The following is a 22,034-nucleotide window of genomic DNA, read 5'->3' as shown; positions in this document are numbered from 1 at the left end:
AATAGCTACAGCCCCTAGTGGTATATGCGCTGGGGGCTATTTTTCCCACGCACCCGGTGGGACATACGGTAGCGTGTCGCTCAGGTCAGGCTCCAGCGTCGGTGCTTCGGTGGGCACGCGAAATTCTTCGCTTGCCCAGGCACCCAGATCGAACTGCTTGCAGCGTTCGCTGCAAAACGGACGGAACGGATTGCTGGGGCTGTAGAGGCTCTCGCCGCGGCAGGCCGGGCAAGTCACATATTTGGCGTTTGAGGGGGCGGGGGAACGCGGCTGGGAACGGCTCATGGTCACGCGGCGCTCAGGCGCACAGGGTCAGTTCAAATGCGGCATCTTCATTGGCGGCATGCAGCTTGCCATCCTCGTGCTGACGCATCAGCCGCACCGAAACGATCAGGCGGTTGCCGCTGATCTCTGGGACCAAATCCAGGGAAGGATCGATGCGAAGGCGCAGCAGTTGAAAGGTGCGGCCCTGGGGCAGGTTTTGCTGGAACTGCCCGTGGTCCGCAGCCACCTTCTGTGGCACGCCGGAATCACGCAGCAGTTTAAGGAGCACATAGAGCGACTCTGCCAGAGGCGCCAGCGTGGTCGCCCACGATTCCAGGTCGTTTTGCCGCTTTTGGGGCGCATGGTGCTGCCAAGCGTAGTAGGCAGGCAGATCGAAACCGCAGGTGCCTCCAGGAATTCCCACCCGGCTGCGGATGCTCATGAGCCAATCGTTTTCCGCCAAGGCCTGGCCTGCCTTGCCAGTCTGTGCGTTCAATCCGGCAAAGCAACGGTCCAGTTGCGCGATGATGCCATCCAGCACCGCCTCGGAAATCGAGGGGTTGCCCCGGTAGCCATCCAATTGGTGCTTTTGCTTTTCCAGATCCTTCAGCACATCCGATTTCAAGTCGGCGCGGGCAGCGACGTCCATGATTTCGAAGACCGTCACCAAAGCGTAGTGGTGGTCCAGTGGATGCTGGCGCGGAATCAACTCACCCAGGCGGCGAAACAGCTGCTCGAGCCGCAGGTAGGTTCTCAGTCGTTCGTTGAAGGGATATTCGTAAAGGATCACGCTGCAGGGTTCCTGGGGCACACGGCTGGCGCTGCCAGCTTCGCGCATCCGATATGCCGCGCATCATAGCCCGAACCGCCGAGCGATCTGCAGCACCGCCGACTCCAACCCTTGCAACGAGATCCCATCGTTGTGAAGCACCATGTCTGCCGCAGCACGCCGAATGGCGCGAGGCGCTTGAGAAGCCATGATTCCTTCCACCATCGCGCGCGAGAGGCCGCTGCGTTGTTGAACGCGTGAAATTTGAGTTTCCGGAGTGCAGTCCACGATAAGAACCTGATCCAACTGGTGCGTCCAGCGTGCCGACTCGACCAGCAGCGGAATGTCGAAGACGATCAATTTGGCACCGTTCAGCGCAGCGTGTGAAGCGGCTTTCTGGGTTGCCAGAGAAACCAAAGGGTGGACGATATGCTCCAGGCGCTGGCGTGCCAAAGGGTCCTTGAACACCAGCTCGCGCATGCGATCACGGTGCATGCCTCCTTGCGCGTCGATCAATGCGTCGCCGAAGGTTTCGCGGATCGGCTCTATGGCCGCGCCCAGTGGTGCCGTTGCTTGGCGCGAGAGGTGATCCGCGTCGATCAACGCTGCGCCTTGTTCTACCAGTATTTTCCCTACCGTACTTTTCCCGCTGCCAATCCCGCCGGTCAGGCCCAGGCGGAGAGCGCTTCGTAATCCGAGCCCCATGCGCTGCTCAAAGCCCCAGGCTGCGCAATAAACCTTGCAAGATCGTTTCCGGCCCGAACACCATGGCCGCCAGTCCTGATCCGACCAGGAAAGGGCCGAAGGGAATGTATCCACCTTCGCGCAGTTGACTGGCAAATTTCATACCGATGCCTATGAATGCGCCGATCACGGAGGCGATGAGAATGATGGGTACCAGTGCCGGCCAACCGAACCAGGCTCCCAGTGCCGCAAACAGCTTGAAATCCCCGTGACCCATGCCTTCCTTGCCCGTAGCGAGCTTAAAGGCCCAGTACACCGTCCACAAAGAAAGGTAGCCACCCACGGCGCCCATGACGGCGCTGAACAAGGGCACGGTAGTCCACTGCAACGCAGAGGCGATCAGGCCAGCCCAGAGCAACGGCAGCGTGATGTCATCGGGCAACAGCGTGGTGTCCCAATCGATAAATGCCAGAGCGACCAGCGCTGCGGCGAATCCACACCAAGCCACTGCAGTGAACGTCGTGCCCCAGTGCCAGCCGCAGAAGAAGAAGAGGCTTCCCGTGGCCAGTTCGACCAGGGGATATCGGGGACTGATTCGCACTTTGCACGCTGAGCATCGTCCCCGAAGCCACAGATAGCTAAGGACTGGGATGTTTTCATACCATTGCACTGCGTGCCCGCACGCGGGGCAGCGCGACGCCGGCGTCCAGAGGTTGAACGATTCCGCAGGCGCCACCGACATCTCAGTGGAGGCCGCGTCTTTATTCGCTGTGGCAGCAAAGTCTGCGCATTCTGCGGCCCACTGCCGCTCCATCATCTTCGGTAAACGATAGATCACGACATTCAGGAAGCTACCGATCAGCAGACCCAAAATGCCGAGTGCCGAAGCGTCTCCCCAAGGTCCCAGTTCCATCAGACGACTTGACCCAGTTTGAAAATCGGGAGGTACATCGAAACCACGATGCCCCCAATGATCGTGCCCAGGAAAACGATGATGATAGGTTCCATTAGGCTGGAGAGCCCTGCAACCATTTCATCCACTTCTGCTTCGTAGAAATCCGCTGCCTTACTCAACATGTGATCGATGGAGCCTGATTCTTCCCCGATGGCGCACATTTGAATCACCATGGAGGGGAAGACATTGGCATTGCCCATGGCTGCCGTCAAGCTCGTCCCTGTCGACACTTCCTGCTGAATTCTTTCAGTAGCGAGGGCATACACGGAATTGCCAGATGCACCACCCACCGAATCCAAGGCTTCAACCAAGGGAACGCCAGCGGCGAACATGGTGGACAGCGTACGAGTCCAGCGAGCTACACATGATTTATCAATCAAAGACCCGAAAACGGGTAGCCGCAGCAATAGGCGATCCATGAACATCTGTACTTTTTCGCTACGGCGCCAAGCCTGCATGAAAAAATAAAATCCCCCACCTAATACGCCAAAAATGAGCCACCACCATTTGACAAATATCTCACTCATGCCCATCACAAGGAGCGTGGGCGCTGGCAATTCTGCTCCAAATGAAGTGAAGACTTCCTTGAATGCGGGAATCACAAAAATCATGATCACCGTTACGACAACAAATGCAACGATAACCACCGAAATGGGATACATCAATGCTGATTTGATCTTCGATTTGATGGCCTCGGTCTTTTCCATGTACATGGCAAGCCTATCCAGCAAAGCCTCCAAAATACCTGCAGCTTCGCCAGCTTCAACAAGATTGCAATAAAGACTGTCGAAATACATTGGGTACTTGCGAAATGCACCATTTAGCGATGTTCCCGTTTCCACATCACTTCGAATGTCATTGAGCAACTTTGTGACGCTGGCATTGGTATTGCCTCGGCCCACAATATCAAAGGATTGCAGCAACGGTACGCCGGCCTTCATCATGGTTGCCATCTGGCGCGTGAACAGAGCGATGTCCTTGGGCTTGATTTTCTTGCCCGAACGCATGCGCCGCTTCTTGATTTTGGTGGGCAGGACTCCTTGTCTGCGCAATGTCGCTTGGACTTGGTTTTCGCCGACGGCTCGCACTTCTCCGCGGACAATCTTTCCACTACGATCCTTGCCCTCCCACTCAAAGACAAAGTCCTTGATATCTCTCGATGCGGCGGTTGCCATAATAATCCTCGCGATTGGCGCTATTCGTTGGTGACGGCCAGCACCTCTTCGAGAGAGGTTAGCCCCATCTTGGCTTTATGAAGACCTGCATCGCGTAAGGAGCGGACCCCCTCCGCTTTGGCTTGCTTGGAGATTTCCAATGCACTTCCATCCCGCAGAATAATGCGTTGAATTTCTTCGGAAATTGGCATGACTTGATAAATACCCAGTCGTCCTTTGTAGCCATTGTTGCAAGCAGAGCAACCCACCGGACGATATGTCACCCAAGTACCATCGATCTCATCCTCTTTGTAGCCGGATTCGAGCAAGGTTTCATGTGGAATATCCGCAGGCGCTTTGCAGACGGGGCATAAACGGCGAGCCAAGCGCTGGGCTGTTATCAGAATGACGCTTGACGCAATATTGAATGGCGCAATTCCCATATTGCGCATCCGGGTGAGCGTGGTTGGCGCATCATTGGTATGTAGGGTGGACAGCACCAAGTGGCCCGTCTGGGCAGCCTTAATGGAAATATCCGCTGTTTCAAGGTCGCGAATTTCGCCGACCATGATGATGTCAGGATCTTGACGCAGAAACGATTTGAGTGCGACAGCAAAGGTTAGTCCCGCCTTCTCATTAACGTTTACCTGATTAACACCAGGTAAATTGATTTCCGAAGGGTCCTCAGCGGTGGCAATATTGACTCCCGCCTTATTGAGCAAGTTCAGGCAGGTGTACAAAGAAACGGTTTTTCCGGAGCCAGTTGGTCCGGTAACCAAAATCATGCCATAAGGTCGTCCTATCGCATGCATCAGTCGTGCCTTTTCTTCTGGCTCGTAACCTAGCGCATCAATGCCCAACTTGGCGCTGCTAGGATCCAGAATCCGAATCACGATCTTTTCACCAAAGAGCGTTGGCAGCGTACTCACCCGAAAGTCGATGACCCGATCCGGGCCGACTTTCAGTTTCATACGGCCATCTTGTGGCACACGTTTTTCCGAAATATCAAGCCGGGAAATGACCTTGATTCGGGACGCAAGCTTGTCCTTGATGGCAATTGGTGGCGAAGCAATTTCGCGTAGTTCGCCATCGATGCGAAAGCGTACCCGGTATTGGTGTTCGTAAGGTTCAAAATGCAAATCGGAAGCACGCATATTGAACGCGTCCAAAAGCATTTTATGGAGGAACTTGACGATAGGCGCATCTTCAACATCGTTGGCGCTGTCTGCATTTTCGGGAGCCTCTTCAATCTTGACATCGTCAAATTCGAAATCTCCCCCGCTCGACAGACTTTCCATCGATTCACTTACCGACTTATTATTAGCCTCTATAAGTTTGATAAGCTTGTCATATTCCGCAATAATCCAATCCACGCCCATCTGGGTCGTGAATTTGATCCTCTCTGCTGCTTCTTGGTCAGTAGGGTCAGCCGTCGCCACAATCAGCCGATTGTTGCGCTTGCTCAGAGCAACGACGCGATAGGCAATGCAGATCTTTGGATCAAGCAGATCTTTAGGAATCCGGAGGGGGTCAATCGCTTCCAGATCCAGTAAAGGCGCACCGAACACGGCAGAGACCGTGTGCGCCAACTCGGCTGAAGACACGGCTCCAGACCCTGTGAGTTCAGCAATGAAGCTGGTTTTCCCCGCCTGCGATTTGCGAAAGATGTCTTCAGCTGATTTTTGACTCAGCTTGCCGGCTGACATCAAAGCCCGGCCTAGGCCAGGCAAGGCAATTGCGGCGCCTTCTTTGGGTGCGGTATCAACAGCCATGTAACCAGCAGAATCAATGTGGATGAAAGGAAACCATCCTAACATCGCCCAGATGTTCAAGCCATGGAATTGCACAGCGGGAGTGCAGCGAAACCACGAAGGCTTAACGGCATGGTCGGGGTGAGAGGATTCGAACCTCCGGCCTCTACGTCCCGAACGTAGCGCTCTACCAGGCTAAGCTACACCCCGATTGTTGCTTTTATGGCAATTACAGGCGCCGCTCCAATAATTGCGAAGCCAATTCTAGCAAACCTTCTGTGTAACTATTGGGGGGCAATTGCTTCGCTGCATCGATCGCCTGCTGGGCTTGAGCCGCTGCAGCAAACCGCGTCGCCTCAAGTGCTCCAGTGCTTTTCACGATTTGCACGATGGCAGGAAGCTCCTCCACGGCGCCAGTTTGTATGGCGTTTTCTATCAGTAGCCGCTGCTCTTGAGTGCCGCGCTGCATTGCAATGATCAAGGGCAGGGTGACTTTGCCTTCCCGGAGATCATCGCCAAGATTTTTCCCCATTTCCGATGAGTCGCCATCATAGTCAAGCACGTCGTCAATGACTTGAAAAGCAGTCCCTAATGCTTGGCCGTAATCTGCGCAGGCCTTCTCCAAATCGGGGGTGCTGCGGGCCAGAATGGCCGCTAGCCGAGCGCTCGCCTCGAAGAGTTTGGCCGTCTTGGACCGGATGACGTCCAGATAGCCCTGCTCGTCCAGCGAGGCGTCATGGGTGTTCATGAGTTGCTGCACCTCTCCTTCGGCAATGACGTTGGTGGCCTCCGAAAGGATCTGCATCACGCGCATGTCATCGGCATCGACCATCATCTGGAAGGCGCGCGAGTGCAAGAAATCACCGACCAGCACGCTCGCCGGATTGCCAAAGTTTTCATTGGCCGTCGGACGGCCTCTCCGCAAGGTAGATTCATCCACCACATCGTCATGTAGCAGGGTGGCGGTATGAATGAACTCCACAACCGCTGCCAGATTGAAACGCTGGAGCCCCTTGTAGCCGAGTGCGCCGCACATCAGCAAAAGCAATGCGGGGCGCAGTCGCTTGCCTCCAGCAGAAATGATGTAACGGGCAATGTCGCCCACAAGAGAGACTGACGAATTCAGCCGGGCGGCAATGACTTTGTCCACCTCGTGCATGTCGTCGGCGATCAAGGCGAGGGTTGCTGAGGTGCTGGAGGTGGTGGTGGACAAGATGAGCGTGTGCAGCGACGAAAGATGGATTATAGGAATCGCTTTGTGCCGACTCGAATGCCCTTCGCTTTCCTGCTTCAAAAGCTGATCTCTGAAGCCGTTGCCTCAGCAGATTCGGCTGACTGGCTAAAAAAACTTCCTCATGCTATAGTCGCCGGCTCTGCGGAAATTCGTCCGCAGAACTCCATTCAAAGAGGTTCACATGTACGCGGTCATAAAAACCGGCGGCAAGCAGTATCGCGTTGCTTCCGGCGAAAAAATTAAAGTAGAACAGATTGCTGCGGACGTAGGCCAGGAAATTGTGATCGACCAGGTTCTGGCCGTCGGAAACGGCGCTGAAATCAAGGTTGGCACTCCCCTGGTGTCCGGCGCAACCGTCACGGCAACCGTCGTGGCGCACGGCAAGCACGACAAAGTGCACATCTTCAAGATGCGCCGTCGCAAGCACTATCAGAAACGCCAAGGCCATCGCCAGCAGTTCACCGAACTGCAAATCGGTGCGATCGCCGGTTAAAAGGAGCTGATGTCATGGCACAGAAAAAAGGCGGCGGCTCTACGCGAAACGGGCGCGATTCCAAGCCCAAGATGCTCGGTGTGAAGGCCTTTGGTGGCGAATTGATCAGCGCTGGCTCGATCATCGTGCGCCAACGTGGCACGCGTTTCCATCCCGGCACGAACGTTGGCGTAGGCAAAGACCACACGCTGTTCGCACTGGTCGATGGCCACGTGTCTTTCGGCACGAAGGGCGCACTGTCCAAGCACACGGTCAATGTGACGCCGGCCTAACGCCTGTCACTTTGATGCTTTCGAAGCCCCGACCTGTCGGGGCTTTGTCGTTTTGGAAGTGTTTGCTGCCGGCTGTTTGGCTCGGCGTACCTTTCCGAAATCTGTTTTGTAAACTGGATACCCATGAAGTTCGTCGACGAAGCCTTTATCGACATTGCTGCCGGCGACGGGGGCAATGGTTGTGTGTCGTTCCGGCATGAAAAATACAAGGAGTTTGGCGGACCCAATGGGGGTGATGGCGGCCGGGGAGGGCATGTCTTTGCCGTGGCCGATCCAAATTTGAATACGTTGGTGGATTTTCGCTATTCCCGCCGCCATGAGGCAAAGCGCGGTGAGCATGGCATGGGCTCTGACATGTTCGGTGCCGCCGGCGATGACATTACCTTGAAGATGCCGGTGGGCACCATCATCACCGATGCGGAGACCGGCGAGGTCCTGTATGAATTGTTGGAGCCGGGAGAGGTGATCACCATTGCCAAGGGTGGTGACGGCGGCTTTGGCAACATGCGGTTCAAGAGCGCCATCAATCGTGCGCCGCGCCAAAAAACGCCAGGATGGCCTGGCGAGAAGAAGAATCTCAAACTGGAGTTGAAGGTGCTGGCCGATGTCGGTCTGCTGGGCATGCCCAACGCTGGCAAATCCACCCTGATCGCTGCCATCTCCAACGCGCGACCCAAGATCGCCGACTATCCCTTCACGACCCTGCATCCCAACCTGGGCGTAGTTCGTGTGGGGCCTGAGCAGAGTTTTGTCGTTGCGGATATTCCTGGATTGATCGAAGGCGCCTCTGAAGGGGCGGGCCTCGGGCACCAATTCCTGCGCCACCTTCAGCGCACGCGTTTGCTGTTGCATGTGATCGACTTGGCGCCCTTCGATGATGCGGTTGATCCTGTCGCACAAGCCAAGGCCATTGTGGGCGAGCTTAAAAAGTACGATGCGGGCCTTTACGAAAAGCCGCGCTGGCTTGTGCTTAATAAGTTGGACATGGTTCCGAAGGAAGAGCGGGAGAAGCGCGTGCGGGACTTCGTGAAGCGGTTCAAGTGGAAGGGGCCCGTCTTCGAGATTTCAGCCTTGACTCGCGAAGGTTGCGAGCCGTTGATTCATGCCATTTACCGGCATGTGCAAGTTCAGCAAAAGGCGGAGCAGGCGCCGGAAGAGGTGGATCCACGTTTCGTGGGCGATCGGCCTGAGTGATTCGAATGCATCTCCGTCCATGCTATTTATTTAATAGCGTTCATCGCTTGTCCATCAAGCGTTGAAGGCCAATATTGTTCATATGGTTTCCAGCATATTGCGCGACGCGCGCCGCATTGTCGTCAAAGTAGGATCCAGCCTCGTGACCAACGAGGGACGGGGCTTGGATGAGGCCGCCATTGGAGAATGGAGTCGCCAACTGGCTGCGCTGGCGCGCGGCGAATCGGGCGGACGGCGCGAGGTGGTCATGGTGTCCAGCGGCGCGATCGCGGAAGGGATGAAACGCCTGGGTTGGGCGACGCGTCCCCATGAGATCCACGAACTCCAGGCGGCGGCGGCAGTGGGTCAGATGGGGCTTGCACAGATGTACGAGACCAAGTTGAGGGAGCAAGGGCTGAGCAGTGCGCAAGTGCTTCTCACGCACGCTGATTTGGCGGATCGTGAGCGCTATCTGAATGCCCGCTCTACCTTGCTCACTCTGCTGCGCTTGGGCGTGGTGCCTGTGATCAACGAGAACGATACGGTGGTCACGGACGAGATCAAGTTCGGTGATAACGACACGCTCGGTGCGTTGGTCGCCAACCTCATCGAGGCGGATGCCTTGATTATCTTGACGGATCAAAAAGGGCTTTACACGGCGGATCCCCGACACAATCCGGATGCGAAGTTTGTACATGAAGCCCAGGCCGGCGACTTGACCCTGGAAGCGATGGCGGGTGGCGTAGGCTCCAGCATCGGTCGCGGCGGCATGATCACGAAAATCATTGCGGCCAAACGGGCTGCGGGTTCGGGTGCTTCCACCGTCATTGCGTGGGGCCGGGAGACCGATGTGCTGGTGCGCCTGACGCAGGGAGAGGCCATTGGAACCCTGCTGGTCGCGCAGACGCAGAAAAAACAGGCGCGCAAGCAGTGGATGGCAGACCATTTGCAAATGCGTGGCTCCGTGACCGTGGACATGGGGGCCGCGGTAAAGCTTCGAGCGGAGGGAAAAAGCCTTCTGCCGATCGGGATGATCACCGTTGATGGTGACTTTTCGCGCGGTGACGTTATCGCTGTGCGTGACGAAACCGGGGCGGAAGTGGCCAGAGGGCTCGCAAACTACGCCAGTGCGGAGGCTCGGCTCCTGTGCCGAAAGCCATCATCGGAGTTCGAGCGGCTTTTGGGGTATGCCGCCGAGCCAGAGATGGTGCATCGGGACAATATGGTTCTTGCGAGCGCCTGATTTCTCAGGCGCTGGCTTGAAGCTTGCCCTTCCTTGCAGAAAAAGCAGCGCGTGTTAGACCAACTTGGGCGAAAACTGCGTGGGCGAGAGTGGAATTCCCGCTCCCTGTTCCATGGGTGCCGAAGGGGCTTTGCTCTTCTGAGGATCGGGGTCGAAGCTGGCCCCAGGCGGCATTTCCATGCCTGGGCTGACCAGCAACGAGCCGGCGCGATGCATGGGCATGCCGCTGGGCAAGCCTTCGCCTTCACGGGACCGCATGCCGCTGCGCAAATAACGATTGCGTTGCTCGTGGCGAGGCAGAAAACGTGCCAACTCGGTAAGCGCCATCTCATACACGCCGCGCTTGAACTCCACCACCACATCGAGCGGCACCCAGTAATCGTTCCAACGCCAGGCGTCGAATTCGGGATGGTTGGTGGCGCGCAGGTTCAGGTCCCAGTCATGGCCCAGCAACTGCAGCAGATACCAGATTTGCTTCTGGCCCTTGTAGTGTCCGCGCGCATCGCGGCGGATGTACCGGTCAGGCACCTCATAGCGCAACCAGTCCCTGGTACGGGCAACCACGCGCACATGGCCCGGCTGCAATCCCACTTCTTCGTGCAGTTCGCGGTACATTGCCTGTTCGGGGGTCTCCCCCCGATCGATGCCGCCCTGCGGGAACTGCCAGCTGTGGGTGCGGATGCGCTTGCCCCAGAACACCTGGTTTTTCTGGTTGAGCAGGATGATGCCGACGTTCGGCCGAAAGCCGTCCCGGTCAAGCATAATCTAACCCCAATTTTTTAAACTGTGACCATTATGCACGGCGCCTTGTGCGCAGCAAGCAGACCGGGCGCAATTGCATGAAATCCCCCCAATGAAAGCGTCCCAATTCTTCGTATCCACCCTCAAGGAAGCCCCGGCCGATGCGGAAGTGGTCAGCCACAAGCTCATGACGCGGGCGGGCCTCATCAAGAAGCTGGGGGCGGGCATCTACAACTACATGCCCATGGGACTGCGCGTCATCCGCAAGGTGGAGGCCATCGTGCGGGAAGAGATGAACCGGGCCGGTGCCGTCGAGGTCGCCATGCCTGTGGTGCAGCCGGCGGAGTTCTGGCAGGAGACCGGCCGCTTCGACAAGATGGGGCCGGAGCTGCTGCGCATCCAGGACCGCCACGGGCGCGATTTCGTGATCCAGCCGACCAGCGAAGAAGTGGTCACTGACATCGCGCGCCAAGAGCTGCGCAGCTACAAGCAACTGCCCAAGAACCTGTACCAGATCCAGACCAAGTTCCGCGACGAGCGCCGCCCGCGTTTCGGCCTGATGCGGGGCCGCGAGTTCATCATGAAGGATGCCTATTCCTTCGACCGCGACCAGGATGCCGCCAAGGCCAGCTACCAGGTGATGGCCCAGGCCTACCGGCGTATTTTCGACCGCTTCGGCTTGACCTACCGTGCCGTGGCCGCGGATAGCGGCGCCATTGGCGGCGACCTGAGCGAAGAGTTCCAGGTGATCGCCGCCACGGGCGAAGACGCGATCGTTTACTGCCCGCAGAGCGATTACGCCGCGAACATGGAAAAGGCCGAGGCGCTGGCCCCGGCAGGGCCCCGCCCGGCATCAACCCAGGCCTTGGCCAAGACGCCGACGCCTGGCAAGAGCACTTGCGCGGATGTGGCCCAACTGCTGGGCGTGGCGCTGCAGACCACCGTGAAGTCCTTGGTGCTGGCCACCGACGAGACCAACGACACCGGCGAGATCATCAAGACGCAGGTCTGGCTGCTGCTGCTGCGTGGCGACCATGACATGAACGAGATCAAGGTGTCCAAGGTCCCTGGCCTGGCGGGTTTCCGCTTCGCCACCGTGGGCGAGATCGAAGACCACTTCGGCTGCAAGCCGGGCTACCTGGGCCCGCTGAAGCTGCAAAAGCCGGTGAAGCTGGTGGTGGACCGCGAAGTGGCCGTGATGGCCGACTGGATCTGTGGCGCCAACGAAATCGATTGCCACATGACGGGCGTGAACTGGGGCCGCGATCTGCCCGAACCCGAGGTGGTGGCCGATCTGCGCAATGTCGTGGCAGGGGATCGTTCGCCCGACGGCCAGGGGGAACTCGCCATCGAGCGCGGCATCGAAGTCGGCCATGTGTTCTACCTCGGCACGAAGTACAGCAAGGCCATGAATGCCACTTTCCTGGGCGAAGACGGCAAGCCCGCTTTCTTCGAGATGGGCTGCTACGGCATCGGCATCACCCGGCTGCCGGCCGCTGCCATCGAACAGAACCACGACGACCGCGGCATCATCTGGCCCGATGCGATCGCCCCTTTCACGGTGGTGGTATGCCCGATCGGCATGGACCGCAGCGCTGAGGTCAAGGCCGCTGCCGAACAACTCCACGCTGATCTGCTGGCGGCGGGGGTCGATGTGCTGCTGGACGACCGGGGCGAGCGCCCGGGCGCGATGTTCGCCGACTGGGAGTTGATCGGCGTGCCCCATCGCGTGGTGATCTCCGACCGTGGGCTCAAGGAAGGCCAACTGGAGTACCAGCATCGCCGGGATACCGCCGCGACCAAGGTGGCCACGGCTGACATCCTGGCGCACATCCAGGGCCGGCTGACACCATGAGTGCAATGAAAGGCGAGGGCGGGGCGGTTTCGCGCCGAGCCTGTCTGGTGTCTTTGTCTGCCGGTCCAGCGGCCTGGCTGGCGGCCCCCCAGGCCGCCCATGCCGGGGGCCAACTGGAAGAGCCCCTGATCGACTCCGTTCGCACCGCCTTGAGTTCCGCCGTTCTCAACCAGGCGCCGCCTGAGCCCCAGTTCGGGACGACGGAAGCGCGCCTGCTGTACCTGCGCTGGCTGGGCACCATGAGCGACCGCCTGCGCCGCCGCAAGCCCGAGTGGGAGGTGCGCCGCGACTTCCTGCAGACCGTCTGGTACGAATCCAAGCGGGCGGGGCTCGACGTGTCGCTGGTGCTGGGCCTGGTGCAGGTCGAGAGCGCGTTCCGCAAGTTCGCCGTGTCCAGCGTCGGGGCGCGTGGCTACATGCAGGTGATGCCGTTCTGGACGCGGGTGATCGGCGACGGCGATCCCGGCAAGCTGTTCCACATGCAGACCAACCTGCGGTTTGGCTGCGTGATCCTGCGCCACTATCTGGACCGGGAGCGTGGCGATCTGTTCATGACGCTGGGCCGCTACAACGGCAGCCGCGGCCGGCCGCAGTACCCTGATGCGGTGTTCGCTGCGCAGCGCAACTGGGCGTTCCAGGACCGAATCACCACCGCCGCCGCCTGAGCCAGCCTTGCGGCCGTGCCGGGCGCCGGTCCCAATCTTTGTCGGCCGGGTTTTCAGATGCCGCTGGCAGCGGCGGCGGCGATGGGGGCGCCGTTCGAATCCTGTAGCCGCGAGACCATGATCTGGTCGATGCGGTAGCTGTCCACGTCCAGCACCTCGAACTTGTAGCCGCCCCAGTTCACGCTGTCGGTGCGCCGCGGCACGCGGCGCAGCATCACCATCAGGAAGCCGGCCAGCGTTTCGTATTCTTCGGCGTGGGGCAGTTCGTCCAGGTTCAACGCGCGCAGCACGTCTTCGACCGGCGTCACGCCGTCGATGAGCCAGGAGTTCTCGTCGCGCCGCACGATCTGCTCTTCGTCCGCCGGGCCCATGACGAGGTCGCCCATCACGGTGCTCATCACGTCGTTCAGGGTGACGACGCCCACCACCAGGCTGTATTCGTTCACGATCACCGCAAAGTCTTCGTGCACCTGGCGGAACTGCTCCAGCACCTCGGACAACGAAAGCCGATCCGGCACGATGAGCACCTTGCGCACCAGGCCTTCGTCGGCCAGCGAAATGGGCTGGTTGTTCAGCACGCGCTGAAAGAGGTCCTTGGCGTCCACGTAGCCGACCACGTGGTCGATGTCGCCGTCGCACACGGGATAGGTCGAGAACGGCTCTTCGGCGATGCGCGCGCGGATCACCGTGTCGGGGTCGTCGCGCAGGAAGTAGGCGATGCGGTCGCGCTGCGACATGGCGCTGCCGACGGTGCGCGTGTCCAGCTCGAACACGTTCTCGATCACCTGCTGCTCGCGCGCGGCCAGGACGCCGGCGCGGGCGCCGGCTTCCATCATGGCCAGGATGTCATCGGAGGTGACCCGGTCGTCCCGCAGCGACGACAGCCCCAGCACGCGAAACAGCACGTCCGCGCCGCGGCTGTACAGCCACACCACGGGCCGCAGCACGGTCATCAGCAGCTTCATCGGTGCCGACACGCGCAGTGCCAGGCGCTCGGGATTCGCCATGCCCAGCCGCTTGGGGAACAGGTCGGCCAGCAGAATGAACAGCGAAGTGATGATGGTGAACGACGCGAGGAAGCCCGCGGTCTCCGCTCGCGCGTTACTGAGCCAGTAGGCGAACAGTTCGGTGAAATGGGGGCTGAGTGCGCCCTCGCCCACGATACCGCCCAGGATGGCGACGGCGTTCTGGCCGACCTGGACCACGGTGAAATAGTCGCCCGGCTGCTCCTGCATGCGCATGACGCGGTCGGCGCGCGTGTCACCTTCGTCGGCCATCTGGCGCAGGCGCAGGCGCCGCGAAGCCGCCAGGGAGATTTCCGCGATGGAGAAGAACGCGCTGGCCACGATGAGGAGGCCGATAACAAAAAGACTTTGGGACAGGGTCATGGGACGGCAGGCGCAGCCATGATCGTGCCGTGCGCCAGCGTGCCGAGTGTAGCTGCCCCGCCGCACGCCGCTGCCTGCCCGCACGCATGGGCTGCGTGCGGGCGGCGAGGGCGGCGGTCTTCAGGTCACTGCAGGAAGCCGATGCGCGATTTGCCGCCCGCGCTGCGCGGCAGGTCGCCGACTTCGACCGCGCTGCGGTGCTGCAGGCGCGCGTTGCCGAAGCCGGTCATCAGAGCGCGGCGCATTTCGCGCGGTGGCATTTGCGCGAGCAGGTCCAGCACATCGGACTGCGGTTCGGGGTCGAGCATGCGGCCCCAGTCGTGGCCGTTGCGGATGCCCTGGTACAGATTGCGCGCAATGGCGCGGGCCTGCTCCGGCGTGGGCGCCTGCACCTCGAACACGTTCATGCGGTTGAGGATGGGGTCGGGAATGCCGCGCTCGTCGTTGGCGGTGGTGATCCAGATGACCTGGCTCGCGTCGATGGCGACCTCGGCGAATTCGTCGGTGAAGCTCTGCGCCGTGTCGTGCTCCAGCAGGCCGTAGAGCGCGCCCAGCGGGTCGTACTGCGCGTCGCTCGCGGCCTTGTCGATCTCGTCCACGACGATGACGGGGTTGGCGTATTCGCCTTCCACCAGCGCCTCGAACACCTTGCCGGGCCGCGCACCCTTCCATTGCGAGGACGAGCCCGACAGCAGCCAGCCGGCGGTCATCGAACTCATGGGGACGAGGTTCATGCCGGTGCCCAGCAGCTCGGCCAGGTGCCGCGCGAAGTGGGTCTTGCCGATGCCCGGCGGGCCCAGCAGCAGCATGGGCGTGACTTCGAGCCCGTCGCGGCTGTCCTGCGCCAGGGCCACGTGGCGCTTCACGTCGTCGAGGACGTCGGTGAAGTTGGGCAACTGGTCGTAGAGGTGGGCCATGTCCGGCACGCCGGAAGGCTTGACCTGGAAGCGTTCGGGCCCGCGTTCCAGCATGCGTTCGTACACCGCGCGCAGATTTTCGTATTCGCGCTGGCTGCCACTGTCCTGCAGCCGCGTGAGCTTGCGCTCGACGTCGCAGGGGTGGAACACGTTGCGCAACTGGGCCACCGGCAGGCTCAAGGCCGGCGTTTGCGGAACAAGGCTGTGTGTCGTCATGGCGCGCTCCTGTGTGAGGAAGTCACGCACCCATTCAAGCACACAACATGCCCGGTCTCAACGGCGGAAAAACCCCGTCAACCCGGCCTTGTTGTTCCCATGCAAAAGGCCGCCCGAAAGCGGCCTGCGGTCGATGCAGCCCGTGAAGGCCGCGGACGTCACTCGCCTTGCGTGCCCAACACCTGCTTGAGTTCGCCCGACTCGTACATCTCCATCATGATGTCCGAGCCGCCGATGAATTCGCCCTTCACGTAGAGCTGCGGGATGGTGGGCCAGCTGCTGTATTCCTTGATGCCCTGGCGGATTTCCGCGTCGTCCAGCACGTTCACGGTGGCCACGCTCTTGGGGTCCACGCCGCAGGCCTTCAGGAGCTGGATGGCACGGCCCGAGAAGCCGCACATCGGAAAGCTCGCGCTGCCTTTCATGAACAGCAGGATGTCGTTGGATTTGACGAGGGCGTCGATGCGTTGCTGGGTGTCGCTCATGGGTTGCTCCTGGAAGTGGCCGTGGATCGGCGGCAAGGCGTGATTATTTCACTGTCGGCGAAGGCCCGTGGGCGCTGCGGTGATCAGGCTCCACATGGGGGCGCTGCGGGTGCTTATCCAGTGCCCGTTGGCCGAATCACGGCGCGGGCGGGCGGCGGCCCCCGGTGCAGCGCGCATGCCCGGCCAAATCGGTGCGGCTTTGCACCTGGTTGAAGCCGGCTTGGCGCAGCAGCGCCTGCACGGCCTCGGCCTGGTCCCAGCCGTGTTCCAGCAGCAGCCAGCCACCCGGCACCAGATGGGAGATCGACTGCCCCGAAATGGTGCGGATGTCGTCCAGCCCATCCGCACCGCTGGCCAGGGCGTTCAGGGGCTCGTGGGTGAGCGCGGCCAAGTGCGGGTCGTCCGCCGCGATGTAGGGCGGATTGGAGACGATGGTGTCGAACACCGCGCTGTCCTCCAGGCCCGCGAGCCAGTCGCCCGTGGCGAACCGCACCGGCAGGCCCAGCCGACCGGCGTTGGCCCGTGCGACGTCCAGCGCCTGGGCGCTGGCATCGACCGCCAGCACCTGCGCATCGGGCCGCTGGTGCTGCAGCGCAAGGGCGATGGCGCCGCTGCCCGTGCCCAGGTCGATCACGCGCGGGGCGGTGACGGGCTCCAGCACCTGCAGGGCCCAGTCCACCAGGGTTTCGGTGTCCGGACGCGGGTCGAGCACCCGCGCATCGACCTGCAGCGCCAGTCCGTAGAACTCCTTGCGGCCAGTCAAATAAGCCACCGGCTCGCCGGCGGCACGGCGCTGGCACAGGGCAAGGAAGGCGGCCAGCGTCGGCAGGGGCAGGGCGTCGGTGTCGTGCGCGAGGAGCCAGGCGCGGCCGGCGTCGGGGCGGCCGAGAGCGTGCAGCAGCAGCAGTTGCGCATCGATGCGCGCCAGCCCCAGGCGGTGGGCCTGGGACACGGCCTGGGCAAGGGTCGTCGAAGTGTTCACTATGAAATCAATAGCATCCGAGGCAATGAATCCGGCGGCATGAGGGCGATTCTGCTCAAAAACCTTCACAACGCGGGGGCTGGATCGGTTCAGGCGGTGGTTTCCAGCTCGGCCAGTTGCTCGGCCTCGCGCGCGTGGCGCAGGGCGTCCAGCACGTCGGCGAGGTCGCCTTCCATGATGGCCAGCAGCTTGTAGAGGGTGAGGTTGATGCGGTGGTCGGTCAGGCGCCCCTGCGGGAAGTTGTAGGTGCGGATGCGGTCGCTGCGGTCGCCCGAGCCGATCAGGCCCTTGCGCAGGGCGGCCTCCTTGGCGGCGCGCTCGCTGCGTTCCTTTTCCTGGATGCGCGCCTGCAGCACCTGCAGGGCCTTGGCCTTGTTGCTGTGCTGGCTGCGCCCGTCCTGGCATTCGGCCACGATGCCGGTGGGCAGGTGGACCACGCGCACGGCCGAGTCGGTCTTGTTGATGTGCTGGCCGCCCGCGCCGCTGGCGCGGAAGGTGTCGATGCGCAGGTCGGCGGGGTTCAGGGTGATGGCCTGGTGCTCGTCGGGCTCGGGCATCACGGCCACGGTGCAGGCGCTGGTGTGGATGCGGCCCTGCGTTTCGGTGGCGGGCACGCGCTGCACGCGGTGGCCGCCGGATTCGAAGCGCAGCGCGCCATAGGCGCCGTCGGCCTCCACGCGCAGCACCACTTCCTTGTAGCCGCCGATCTCGTTCTCGTTGGCGCTCAGGATCTCGATCTTCCAGCCCACGTTGGCGGCGTAGCGGGTGTACATGCGCGCCAGGTCGCCCGCGAACAGGGCCGACTCGTCGCCGCCCGTGCCCGCGCGGATTTCGAGGAAGGCATTGCGGGCGTCGTCGGGGTCCTTGGGCAGCAGCAGGCGCTGAAGTTCTTCTTCGAGCTGCACCAGTTCGGCTTCCGAGGCGGCGATCTCCTCCTGCGCCATCTCGGCCATGTCGGGGTCGGCGAGCATCTCGCGCGCACCGGCCAGATCCGCCTCGCGCTGCTGGTGGCGGGCGTAGCGGCCGGCGATCTGCGTGACCTCGGCATGCTCGCGGGAGATGGTGCGGTACTGCGCCATGTCGGACATGATGTCCTCGCGCGAGAGCAGGAAGTCGAGTTCTTGCAGGCGCAGCGCATAGCGCTCGAGCTGGGTTCTGAGAAAGGGCTTCATCGTCGGGGGAAAAGAGTTTGCTACGATTTTTGTAGCTGATCGCGCTAGGGAGATAAGCGCTGGAGGCGTTTTTGGCCCAAAGGCCGCGCAGCCGCGTCGCTACAGGCCGGTTTTGCTTTGCGAGCGCAGGAACAGGCGCGAGACGGTCTGGGCCGTCTGGGCGCGCGTCTCGGCGTCGCCGGCCCGCAGCTCGGCCAGGGTGCCGTGCAGCATCTTCTGCGTGAGGCCGCGCGACAGGGCTTCCAGCACCGCATCCATGTCCTCGCCCTTGGCCAGGAGTTTCTTGGCGCGGGCGATCTCCAGCGCGCGCCATTCGTCGGTCTGGGCGTTGAGCTGCTGGATCAGCGGCACCACGCCGCCGGTGGGGCTGCGCTGGTCCATCCAGTGCATGAAGCTCTGCACGCCCGCGTCGATGATGGCCTCGGCCTGGGCCACGGCGGCCTGGCGGTGGGCCTGGGCGGTCTGCACCACGCCGGCCAGGTCGTCCACGGTGTAGAGGTAGATGTCCTCCAGCGCCTTGACCTCGGGCTCGATGTCGCGCGGCACGGCCAGATCGACCATGAACATGGGGCGGTGGCGCCGCTTTTTCAGGGCGCGCTCCACGGCGCCCAGGCCGATGATGGGCAGGCTGCTGGCGGTGCAGCTCACCACGGCGTCGAACTCGTGCAGGCGGTCGGGCAGGTCGGCCAGGCGCATGACCTCGCCGCCGAAGCGCGTGGCGAGTTTCTCGCCGCGCTCCAGCGTGCGGTTGGCCACGGCGATGGCCTTGGGGTTCTTGGCGGCGAAGTGGGTGGCGGCCAGCTCGATCATCTCGCCCGCGCCGACGAACAGCACGCGGATCTCGGACAGGTCTTCGAACAACTGGCCGGCCAGCCGCACGGCCGCGGCAGCCATGCTGATGCTGTGGGCGCCGATCTCGGTGCTGGTGCGCACTTCCTTGGCGACGGCGAAGCTGCGCTGAAAGAGCTGGTTGAGCGTGGTGCCCAGCGCGCCGGCGGTCTCGGCGGCGCGCACGGCGTCCTTCATCTGGCCGAGGATCTGCGCCTCGCCCAGCACCATGGAATCGAGCCCGCTGGCCACGCGGAAGGCATGGCGGGCGACCAGACCGTCTTCCAGGGAATAGGAGTGCGATCGCAGCAGTGCGGGGCTGACGCCGCCGCTTTCGGCGAGCCAGCCCAGCGTGTGGTCCAGCGCGGACTCGCTGCCGGCGCAGTAGATTTCGGTGCGGTTGCAGGTGGAGATGATGGCCGTCTCGACGCTGGGGTGGCGGCTCGCGCCGCCCAGCGACTGGCGCAAACCCTGCAGCGTCGGCGCGATCTGATCGAGCGCGAACGCAAAACGACCGCGCAGATCGAGCGGCGCGGTCGTGTGGTTGATGCCAAGGGCCCAGACTGCCATAAGCCGCGATTATAAAATTGCCGGCCCCATACCGGGGGCTATGCCTGTAATAGTCTTGATCTGGGTCATGTCCATGGGTGCTTTGTCCGCCGTCAACCATCTGCTGAATTTCGTGCTGCCCGCGTTCGCCGTGGCGCTGCTGCTGGTCGCCGGCTGCAAGGTCTTCCTGCGAAAGCGGGCGGCCGCGCACGGAACGCTCGCCCAGATGGCCGTGCAGTTCGGCGTGGGCTGCCTCATCCTTGCGGCCGGGCTGGCGTGGTGGGGGCGCGACGGAAAGATGCTCACCTACGCGGCGCTGGCGGTGGGCTGCGCGACCGCGCAGTGGGTGCTGCTGCGCGGCTGGCGCTGAGAAAACGTGCCCTGAGGGGTCGGGCCGTCAGCCCAGCTTGTGCCGCGTCTTGAGCAGGCCCAGCCCCAGCGCGATGAAGGTGCCGCCCACGATGCGGTTGAACAGCTTGGCGCGCGCCACCACGTGGCCTTTCACCAGCGAGATCAGCACCACGTAGAAGGCGTGCGAGATCAGCGCACAGACGGCGAACGTCGTGGTCAGCAGCAAATACTGCGTGAACAGCGGCTCGCCGGGCACGATGAACTGCGGGAACAGGGCCGAGAAGAACAGGATGGCCTTGGGGTTGGTCAGCGACACGCCCAGCCCCTGGGCCACCAACTGCCAGTTCTTGCGCTCGCGCCGCTGGGTGGGCGCCAGGCCCGCATCGTTGCCGATCAGCGCGTCCTGGCTGCGCCAGCGCTTGATGCCCAGCCAGATCAGGTACAGCGCGCCGACCACTTTCATGATCAGGAACGCGTTCGCCGACAGGCTGAGGATGGTGCCCATGCCGACCATCGCCAGGCCCGAGATGGCGAAGATGCCGATCACGCTGCCGAGCGAACTGAACGCCGTCCGCTTCGCCCCGACATCCACCGAGTTCGAGACCGCCAGCAGCACGGCCGGTCCGGGGGTGAAGGACATCAGCAGCGAGACGCCGCAGAAAAGGAGCCAATGGGCGAGGGTCATGGAGAGGGTGCTTTCAGTCGCTGAGAACAACGGGCATTTTCGCCGAGCGGGCCGCGCTGCCGTGGCCTTTGCGGGTAACACCCGTGCCATGCCCTGAGGGCGGGCCCTAAGCTGCACCCTTTGTACTCGGAAACCCCAAAAAAAGGAGACCTTCGCATGCGCCTGCGCACCTGCCTGGCGGCCGCCACCCTGGCCTGTCTGTCCGTGGCCGCCCTGGCCCAGGGCTTTCCCTCCCACCCCATCCGCATCGTGATCGGCTTTCCCGCGGGCGGGCCGCTGGACCAGCATGCCCGCCTGCTCACCGACAAGCTGCAGGCCGTGCTCGGCCAGCCCGTGGTGGTGGACTACAAGTCGGGCGCGGGCGGCACTGTCGGCGCGCAGGACGTGATGAAGGCGCCGCCCGACGGCCACACGCTGATGCTGGCCAACACCGGCGTGATGGTGATCAACCCGGCGCTGTACCGCCGGCTGCCCTACCAGACGCTCAAGGATTTCACGCCCATCGCGCGCACCGCCATGCAGCCGCTGGCGCTGCTGGTCAACCCGAAGCTGCCGGCGCAGACGCTGCCCGAATTCATCCAGTACGCGCGAGCCAAGCCGGGCCAGGTCAACTTCGGCTCGGCGGGCAACGGCGGCATCAGCCACCTGGTGCCGGAGATGTTCAAGACGGCCACGGGCCTGTTCATGGTCCACATCCCGTACCGCGGCAGCGCGCCGGCCTTCACCGACCTGATGGCGGGCCAGGTGCAGTTCATGGCCGAGAGCATTCCGCAGGCGGCCGCGTACCACAAGCAGGGCAAGGTGCGCGCCCTGGCCGTGACCAGCCGGCAGCGCAACCCGGCGCTGCCGGACGTGCCCACGGCGATCGAGAGCGGGCTCAAGGGCTTCGAGGTGGTGGGCTTCTACGGTTTTCTCGCGCCGGCCGGCACGCCCAAGGACGTGGTCGCCAAGCTGAGCGATGCGTTCGGCCAGGTGCTGCAATCGCCCGAGGTGCGCGAGCGCATGGTGTCGCAGGGCGCCGATCCGGCCTTCCTGGGCGCGGATGCCTTCGCGGCCTTCCTCGCCACCGAGATGCCGCGCTGGGCCACGGCCGTGGCGCAGTCGGGCGCGAAGCTGGATTGAGGCATTCGAGCCCAATCGGCCTCCAGCGCATATTCCACTAGGGCATTATGCTATTAAATTAATAGCATATCGTTGCAGCCGGGGTG

At 62.1% G+C, this 22,034-nt stretch carries 23 protein-coding genes and 1 tRNA gene; 8 read left to right on the top strand and 16 right to left on the bottom strand.

The window, feature by feature from the left end; genetic code table 11:
• Positions 1-36: 36 nt before the first annotated feature.
• The 8 genes from M5C98_RS18590 to M5C98_RS18555 form a co-directional block, all read right to left on the bottom strand.
• Positions 37-285, bottom strand: coding sequence for a DNA gyrase inhibitor YacG (locus tag M5C98_RS18590; protein ID WP_272548928.1), 249 nt, complete (start codon positions 283-285; stop codon positions 37-39).
• 13 nt (positions 286-298) lie between these two features.
• A complete protein-coding gene (zapD, locus tag M5C98_RS18585) occupies positions 299-1,054 on the bottom strand; it encodes a cell division protein ZapD (RefSeq protein ID WP_272548927.1) in 756 nt (251 codons plus the stop codon).
• Between the two features lie 63 nt (positions 1,055-1,117).
• Positions 1,118-1,738 carry a dephospho-CoA kinase gene (coaE, locus tag M5C98_RS18580; RefSeq protein WP_272548926.1) on the bottom strand — a complete coding sequence of 207 codons (621 nt, stop codon included), beginning with the start codon at positions 1,736-1,738 and terminating at the stop codon, positions 1,118-1,120.
• A gap of 7 nt (positions 1,739-1,745) precedes the next feature.
• A complete protein-coding gene (locus M5C98_RS18575) occupies positions 1,746-2,630 on the bottom strand; it encodes a prepilin peptidase (RefSeq protein ID WP_272548925.1) in 885 nt (294 codons plus the stop codon).
• Positions 2,630-3,847 carry a type II secretion system F family protein gene (locus M5C98_RS18570; protein WP_272548924.1) on the bottom strand — a complete coding sequence of 406 codons (1,218 nt, stop codon included), beginning with the start codon at positions 3,845-3,847 and terminating at the stop codon, positions 2,630-2,632. Before M5C98_RS18570 ends, M5C98_RS18575 begins: the two co-directional genes overlap by 1 nt.
• 20 nt (positions 3,848-3,867) lie before the next feature.
• The gene (pilB, locus tag M5C98_RS18565) at positions 3,868-5,598 is read right to left on the bottom strand and encodes a type IV-A pilus assembly ATPase PilB (RefSeq protein ID WP_272553337.1); all 1,731 of its coding nucleotides are present in this window, start codon (positions 5,596-5,598) and stop codon (positions 3,868-3,870) included.
• 112 nt (positions 5,599-5,710) lie between these two features.
• Positions 5,711-5,787 (bottom strand) — tRNA-Pro (locus tag M5C98_RS18560).
• A 19-nt stretch (positions 5,788-5,806) separates the two neighbouring features.
• Complete coding sequence (locus M5C98_RS18555; protein WP_272553336.1) at positions 5,807-6,736, bottom strand: polyprenyl synthetase family protein; 930 nt, start codon at positions 6,734-6,736, stop codon at positions 5,807-5,809.
• A 256-nt stretch (positions 6,737-6,992) separates the two neighbouring features.
• Here M5C98_RS18555 and rplU point away from each other — a divergent pair, with 256 nt between their 5' ends.
• From rplU to proB, 4 genes are all read left to right on the top strand, one after another.
• Complete coding sequence (gene rplU, locus M5C98_RS18550) at positions 6,993-7,304, top strand: 50S ribosomal protein L21 (protein ID WP_092741307.1); 312 nt, start codon at positions 6,993-6,995, stop codon at positions 7,302-7,304.
• Positions 7,305-7,318: 14 nt separating this feature from the next.
• Positions 7,319-7,576: a 50S ribosomal protein L27 gene (gene rpmA / locus M5C98_RS18545; RefSeq protein ID WP_272548923.1), complete on the top strand. Its 258-nt coding sequence runs from the start codon at positions 7,319-7,321 to the stop codon at positions 7,574-7,576.
• A 123-nt stretch (positions 7,577-7,699) separates the two neighbouring features.
• Complete coding sequence (gene cgtA / locus M5C98_RS18540; protein ID WP_272548922.1) at positions 7,700-8,770, top strand: Obg family GTPase CgtA; 1,071 nt, start codon at positions 7,700-7,702, stop codon at positions 8,768-8,770.
• Positions 8,771-8,852: 82 nt separating this feature from the next.
• Positions 8,853-9,992 (top strand): glutamate 5-kinase, encoded by a 1,140-nt coding sequence (proB, locus tag M5C98_RS18535; RefSeq protein ID WP_272553335.1) that lies wholly within the window; start codon positions 8,853-8,855, stop codon positions 9,990-9,992.
• Between the two features lie 54 nt (positions 9,993-10,046).
• On the opposite strand, the gene M5C98_RS18530 is transcribed toward proB, so the two are convergent.
• The gene (locus M5C98_RS18530; RefSeq protein WP_272548921.1) at positions 10,047-10,754 is read right to left on the bottom strand and encodes an RNA pyrophosphohydrolase; all 708 of its coding nucleotides are present in this window, start codon (positions 10,752-10,754) and stop codon (positions 10,047-10,049) included.
• A gap of 91 nt (positions 10,755-10,845) precedes the next feature.
• Between M5C98_RS18530 and M5C98_RS18525 the strand changes: the two genes are divergently transcribed.
• Together M5C98_RS18525 and M5C98_RS18520 are read left to right on the top strand one after the other, a co-directional pair.
• Positions 10,846-12,588, top strand: coding sequence for a proline--tRNA ligase (locus M5C98_RS18525; protein WP_272548920.1), 1,743 nt, complete (start codon positions 10,846-10,848; stop codon positions 12,586-12,588).
• Complete coding sequence (locus M5C98_RS18520) at positions 12,585-13,253, top strand: lytic transglycosylase domain-containing protein (RefSeq protein WP_272548919.1); 669 nt, start codon at positions 12,585-12,587, stop codon at positions 13,251-13,253. The genes M5C98_RS18525 and M5C98_RS18520 overlap by 4 nt, the downstream gene beginning before the upstream one ends.
• A gap of 53 nt (positions 13,254-13,306) precedes the next feature.
• Here M5C98_RS18520 and M5C98_RS18515 read toward each other — a convergent pair whose 3' ends face one another.
• The 6 genes from M5C98_RS18515 to hemA all read right to left on the bottom strand — a co-directional run bounded on the left by M5C98_RS18515 (position 13,307) and on the right by hemA (position 19,811).
• The gene (locus tag M5C98_RS18515; protein WP_272548918.1) at positions 13,307-14,641 is read right to left on the bottom strand and encodes a hemolysin family protein; all 1,335 of its coding nucleotides are present in this window, start codon (positions 14,639-14,641) and stop codon (positions 13,307-13,309) included.
• Between the two features lie 125 nt (positions 14,642-14,766).
• Entirely contained in the window at positions 14,767-15,774 is a 1,008-nt protein-coding gene (locus tag M5C98_RS18510; protein WP_272548917.1) for an AAA family ATPase, read from the bottom strand.
• A gap of 158 nt (positions 15,775-15,932) precedes the next feature.
• Positions 15,933-16,259 (bottom strand): Grx4 family monothiol glutaredoxin, encoded by a 327-nt coding sequence (gene grxD / locus M5C98_RS18505; protein WP_272548916.1) that lies wholly within the window; start codon positions 16,257-16,259, stop codon positions 15,933-15,935.
• A 136-nt stretch (positions 16,260-16,395) separates the two neighbouring features.
• Positions 16,396-17,244 carry a peptide chain release factor N(5)-glutamine methyltransferase gene (gene prmC, locus M5C98_RS18500; RefSeq protein WP_272553334.1) on the bottom strand — a complete coding sequence of 283 codons (849 nt, stop codon included), beginning with the start codon at positions 17,242-17,244 and terminating at the stop codon, positions 16,396-16,398.
• Positions 17,245-17,330: 86 nt separating this feature from the next.
• Entirely contained in the window at positions 17,331-18,413 is a 1,083-nt protein-coding gene (gene prfA / locus M5C98_RS18495; RefSeq protein WP_272548915.1) for a peptide chain release factor 1, read from the bottom strand.
• Between the two features lie 99 nt (positions 18,414-18,512).
• A complete protein-coding gene (gene hemA, locus M5C98_RS18490; protein WP_272548914.1) occupies positions 18,513-19,811 on the bottom strand; it encodes a glutamyl-tRNA reductase in 1,299 nt (432 codons plus the stop codon).
• Positions 19,812-19,884: 73 nt separating this feature from the next.
• On the opposite strand from hemA, the gene M5C98_RS18485 reads away from it, so the two are divergent.
• Positions 19,885-20,160 carry a hypothetical protein gene (locus M5C98_RS18485; RefSeq protein WP_272548913.1) on the top strand — a complete coding sequence of 92 codons (276 nt, stop codon included), beginning with the start codon at positions 19,885-19,887 and terminating at the stop codon, positions 20,158-20,160.
• Between the two features lie 27 nt (positions 20,161-20,187).
• On the opposite strand, the gene M5C98_RS18480 is transcribed toward M5C98_RS18485, so the two are convergent.
• Positions 20,188-20,826 carry a LysE family translocator gene (locus M5C98_RS18480; RefSeq protein WP_272548912.1) on the bottom strand — a complete coding sequence of 213 codons (639 nt, stop codon included), beginning with the start codon at positions 20,824-20,826 and terminating at the stop codon, positions 20,188-20,190.
• Positions 20,827-20,982: 156 nt separating this feature from the next.
• Here M5C98_RS18480 and M5C98_RS18475 point away from each other — a divergent pair, with 156 nt between their 5' ends.
• Complete coding sequence (locus tag M5C98_RS18475) at positions 20,983-21,948, top strand: Bug family tripartite tricarboxylate transporter substrate binding protein (protein ID WP_272548911.1); 966 nt, start codon at positions 20,983-20,985, stop codon at positions 21,946-21,948.
• Positions 21,949-22,034 lie beyond the last annotated feature (86 nt).

Origin of the sequence: Acidovorax sp. NCPPB 3576, assembly GCF_028473605.1 — a bacterium.
GTDB lineage: Bacteria > Pseudomonadota > Gammaproteobacteria > Burkholderiales > Burkholderiaceae_C > Paracidovorax.
This window is presented reverse-complemented; position numbering and strand designations above follow the sequence as displayed.

Excerpts from the sequence above, each read along its gene's own strand:
- M5C98_RS18590 (WP_272548928.1), bottom strand. The coding sequence starts at position 285 with ATGAGCCGTTCCCAGCCGCGTTCCCCCGCCCCCTCAAACGCCAAATAT.
- coaE (WP_272548926.1), bottom strand. The coding sequence starts at position 1,738 with ATGGGGCTCGGATTACGAAGCGCTCTCCGCCTGGGCCTGACCGGCGGG.
- M5C98_RS18575 (WP_272548925.1), bottom strand. The coding sequence starts at position 2,630 with ATGGAACTGGGACCTTGGGGAGACGCTTCGGCACTCGGCATTTTGGGT.
- M5C98_RS18570 (WP_272548924.1), bottom strand. The coding sequence starts at position 3,847 with ATGGCAACCGCCGCATCGAGAGATATCAAGGACTTTGTCTTTGAGTGG.
- pilB (WP_272553337.1), bottom strand. The coding sequence starts at position 5,598 with ATGGCTGTTGATACCGCACCCAAAGAAGGCGCCGCAATTGCCTTGCCT.
- M5C98_RS18555 (WP_272553336.1), bottom strand. The coding sequence starts at position 6,736 with ATGCACGAGGTGGACAAAGTCATTGCCGCCCGGCTGAATTCGTCAGTC.
- rplU (WP_092741307.1), top strand. The coding sequence starts at position 6,993 with ATGTACGCGGTCATAAAAACCGGCGGCAAGCAGTATCGCGTTGCTTCC.
- rpmA (WP_272548923.1), top strand. The coding sequence starts at position 7,319 with ATGGCACAGAAAAAAGGCGGCGGCTCTACGCGAAACGGGCGCGATTCC.
- cgtA (WP_272548922.1), top strand. The coding sequence starts at position 7,700 with ATGAAGTTCGTCGACGAAGCCTTTATCGACATTGCTGCCGGCGACGGG.
- proB (WP_272553335.1), top strand. The coding sequence starts at position 8,853 with ATGGTTTCCAGCATATTGCGCGACGCGCGCCGCATTGTCGTCAAAGTA.
- M5C98_RS18530 (WP_272548921.1), bottom strand. The coding sequence starts at position 10,754 with ATGCTTGACCGGGACGGCTTTCGGCCGAACGTCGGCATCATCCTGCTC.
- M5C98_RS18525 (WP_272548920.1), top strand. The coding sequence starts at position 10,846 with ATGAAAGCGTCCCAATTCTTCGTATCCACCCTCAAGGAAGCCCCGGCC.
- M5C98_RS18520 (WP_272548919.1), top strand. The coding sequence starts at position 12,585 with ATGAGTGCAATGAAAGGCGAGGGCGGGGCGGTTTCGCGCCGAGCCTGT.
- M5C98_RS18515 (WP_272548918.1), bottom strand. The coding sequence starts at position 14,641 with ATGACCCTGTCCCAAAGTCTTTTTGTTATCGGCCTCCTCATCGTGGCC.
- M5C98_RS18510 (WP_272548917.1), bottom strand. The coding sequence starts at position 15,774 with ATGACGACACACAGCCTTGTTCCGCAAACGCCGGCCTTGAGCCTGCCG.
- grxD (WP_272548916.1), bottom strand. The coding sequence starts at position 16,259 with ATGAGCGACACCCAGCAACGCATCGACGCCCTCGTCAAATCCAACGAC.
- prfA (WP_272548915.1), bottom strand. The coding sequence starts at position 18,413 with ATGAAGCCCTTTCTCAGAACCCAGCTCGAGCGCTATGCGCTGCGCCTG.
- hemA (WP_272548914.1), bottom strand. The coding sequence starts at position 19,811 with ATGGCAGTCTGGGCCCTTGGCATCAACCACACGACCGCGCCGCTCGAT.
- M5C98_RS18485 (WP_272548913.1), top strand. The coding sequence starts at position 19,885 with ATGGGTGCTTTGTCCGCCGTCAACCATCTGCTGAATTTCGTGCTGCCC.
- M5C98_RS18480 (WP_272548912.1), bottom strand. The coding sequence starts at position 20,826 with ATGACCCTCGCCCATTGGCTCCTTTTCTGCGGCGTCTCGCTGCTGATG.
- M5C98_RS18475 (WP_272548911.1), top strand. The coding sequence starts at position 20,983 with ATGCGCCTGCGCACCTGCCTGGCGGCCGCCACCCTGGCCTGTCTGTCC.